Origin of the sequence: Paraglaciecola sp., assembly GCF_030730205.1 — a bacterium.
Taxonomy (GTDB): Bacteria; Pseudomonadota; Gammaproteobacteria; order Enterobacterales; family Alteromonadaceae; genus Paraglaciecola.
In genome coordinates this window covers 1-3,089 of record NZ_JANQVQ010000165.1, presented here as the reverse complement: position 1 = coordinate 3,089, position 3,089 = coordinate 1, and the positions used below count along the sequence as shown (strand labels likewise).

2 protein-coding genes are annotated in these 3,089 nt (G+C 39.0%); one reads left to right on the top strand and one right to left on the bottom strand.

The window, feature by feature from the left end; translation table 11 throughout:
* Positions 1–42: 42 nt before the first annotated feature.
* Positions 43–846: a flagellin gene (locus tag NWQ57_RS11055; RefSeq protein WP_306022207.1), complete on the bottom strand. Its 804-nt coding sequence runs from the start codon at positions 844–846 to the stop codon at positions 43–45.
* 210 nt (positions 847–1,056) lie between these two features.
* On the opposite strand from NWQ57_RS11055, the gene NWQ57_RS11050 reads away from it, so the two are divergent.
* The coding region (locus tag NWQ57_RS11050; RefSeq protein WP_306022206.1) for a 6-hydroxymethylpterin diphosphokinase MptE-like protein at positions 1,057–3,089 on the top strand (2,033 nt) is incomplete at its 3' end.

Here is a 3,089-nt window from a genome sequence, read left to right as displayed (position 1 = left end):
AAACAAATTGCTCTTTCTAAAATAATCTCTTAATCGCAAATTCTAACCATTTAATAGGCTAAGCACCTGCCCTCTTTGTTGATTCGCGCTACTCTGCATGGCAATTGACGCCTGACTAAGTATGTCATTACTTGCTCGTTCCGCAGAGGCTTGCGCATAATCGGTATCTTGAATTCGGCTGCGGGCCGCTGATACATCAATATCAGCTTGTGATAAGTTTCTGGCAGCACTTTCGAAGCGATTTTGCGTGGCCCCTAAATCAGTGCGTGCACTACCCACATAATCAATTGCGCTATCTGCTGCTACTAAAGCATCTTGCGCGCCCTGCGCTGTGCTCAAGTCTACATTTAGAATATCGCTCAAACCGGAGGCGACATCGTTAGTTTGCACGCCAATTTTTTGACCTGCATTGGCGCCCACTTGAAAATTAATACTTTCAGAACCGCTTAAAAGCGACTTGCCACCAAACTCTGTTTGTTTGATCGTTTGGGAAATATTTTGCTGCAGCTGAGATACTTCAGATTGTAGTGCTTTGCGATCACCGTCAGTCAATAAACCATTGCCTGCTTGCACAGACAATTCACGGATCCTATTAACGTCTTCATTAATTCCAGCCAAACCACCTTCAGCCACCTGAGCAAGTGAAATACCATCGTAGGCATTAGAAATGGACTGCCTATTACCTTCAACCTGACTGGTTAAGCGATCGATGATTTGCTGGGCTGCGGCGCCATCGGCCGCGCTATTGATACGCTTACCAGATGACAGTTTTTCAAGAATAGAATCTTGTTTCTGTTGAATTTGCTGTAAAAATGATGAATTTGAACCACTGTCTAATTTAATCATAAAAAGGCCCTCTCAACCTAGTCACTGATAATAGCAAAATATCGTTCAAAGCGTAAACAATATAAATGAATACCTAGCACCACAATTCGATACTTTTCATCTTAAAGATTGATAACATTCTTTTTTTAATGCGCTTTACAGTAACAGTTACTGACGCTTAGGCTTACTTTTTGCTAATCTATCAGCACGGTTGGTAGTCACTATATAATCATGCTAAAAAATATACGTTTACATTTAGAAAAAGATGAAGAAAAACAACAAGAACTAGAAGCATCCTTAGCTAAAAGCATTCTTGAGGCCCACCATAAAAATGTAAACAGTTTCGATAGAAACATTCCGTCTTTAAGTCACTACATTAAACAACCCAAACTGCAAAACTACTCCTTATTTTGTAATAAATTTGGTGAGATAAATATTGTGGATTACGGTGTAGGCAGAACGCTTTACGGTTTTCATCCACAGCAAGAAGTTCTTGAACAAGTTGGCGATTTTAATTCTCACGCCCCTCACTTTTACCTAAATACAGCAAATACTCAAACGCAGATCAAAGGTGAATTAGATCCCGAAAATTTCAAGTCAAGCGAGGGATATCAGTACTATATTGCACAGAAACCGGCTCCTGAAAACATTGAGTGTTTGGTTGTACTCGGTTGCGGTTTGGGTTTTCATATATTAGAGCTGATGCAACGTAAAACAATCAATTGCTTAGTGATTTACGAGCCTGAACTACAGTATTTTCAATGCTCGGTTTTAATCAATAAATGGAGTGATATTTTTGACTTAGCTAAGCAAAAGGGGACTAAAATATTTTTGCAGATTGAAAAGGATGGGCGAAATCTCGTTGATGATATAAACGAGCTCGTTGAGCATGAGAAAATTTCTCATTTCTTTGTTTATAAACACTACAACCACCCAGTGTTCAATAGTTTAGTAAAAGACTTAAGAACTAAAAGCTGGGATGAATTAACTGAAAATGGTCTGTCGTTTGATTTTACTGAAAACTACCTAAGTTACCTGCCGAGTTGGACAAGTAGCCTTGATGTAAAACGATATAAAAGCTGCTCAAAAAACGATGAACTATTTAAACGTAATCTGCAGGCCTTTCAACACTACTTTCCTGATATCCATAAAGAATACCAAGAGTATCAGCCAAAAGTTTGGTTACCTCTCCAAAATGAACAAGGCGAAATCAACGTTGTAAAAGCAGATTCGTTAACCGCATGGTACAGCAACACCCCTAAAAACGATTGCTTGATTAACTACGAAAATTACAATGAACAACCCCACAAAGATGGATTAGTTTTAGGTTACAAAGGCACTAAACTCGCACACTACATCCACTATCAATTTGTGAAAGAAACTGAAGAATTACTCGCTCAAGCAGAAGACGAAGTAGGCGCACTACCTGAAAACATTGCATCGATAATCATGTTTGGTTTAGGGGTGGGTTATCAACTTGAAAGCTTGTTGGCTAACCATACAGTTGAAAAATTATTTTTATGTGAACCTAACAGTGACTTTTTTTACGCCTCACTTTTTGCAATTGATTGGCAATCTATTTTCGAAACTGTTGAAAATTCAAACGCGCGAATTTATCTGAATGTAGGTGACGATGGTACCCATCTTTTTCGAGACTTATTGCGCCAGTTCCACTCAATTGGGCCCTACATTCTCAACAACACCTACTTTTATCAAAGTTATTACAACGCATCTTTAAACACAGCCATCGCACAGTTACGAGAGCAGTTACAAATTGTTATTTCGATGGGAGAGTATTTTGATCATGCCTATTACGGTATCGAACACACTAAAGAAGGCTTTAGAAGAAACATTCCAGTTTTAACCAAAAATCCGTCGAGCAAACTCAGTTACGACGACAAAGAAGTACCTGTTTTTATCGTCGGCAATGGTCCGTCTTTGGATCTGTCTATAGAGGCGATTAAAGAATGGCAAGAACAAGCGATTATCATTAGCTGTGGCACAGCCTTACAAGCTTTACATCGAAACGGAATTACCCCTGACTTCCATGCAGAAATAGAGCAAAACCGCAGTACCTATGATTGGGCTGTGCTGATCGGAGACTTAGAATACTTAAAGAAGATCACACTAATTTCATGTAATGGCATTCACCCCGATACCTGTGAACTATACAAAGATGTTTTAATTGCGTTTAAAGAAGGCGAATCATCGACTGTTTCAGCATTGAGCGTTTTAGGACAACAACACTTTGAAGTGTTGCAACA

Excerpts from the sequence above, each read along its gene's own strand:
- NWQ57_RS11055 (WP_306022207.1), bottom strand. The coding sequence starts at position 846 with ATGATTAAATTAGACAGTGGTTCAAATTCATCATTTTTACAGCAAATT.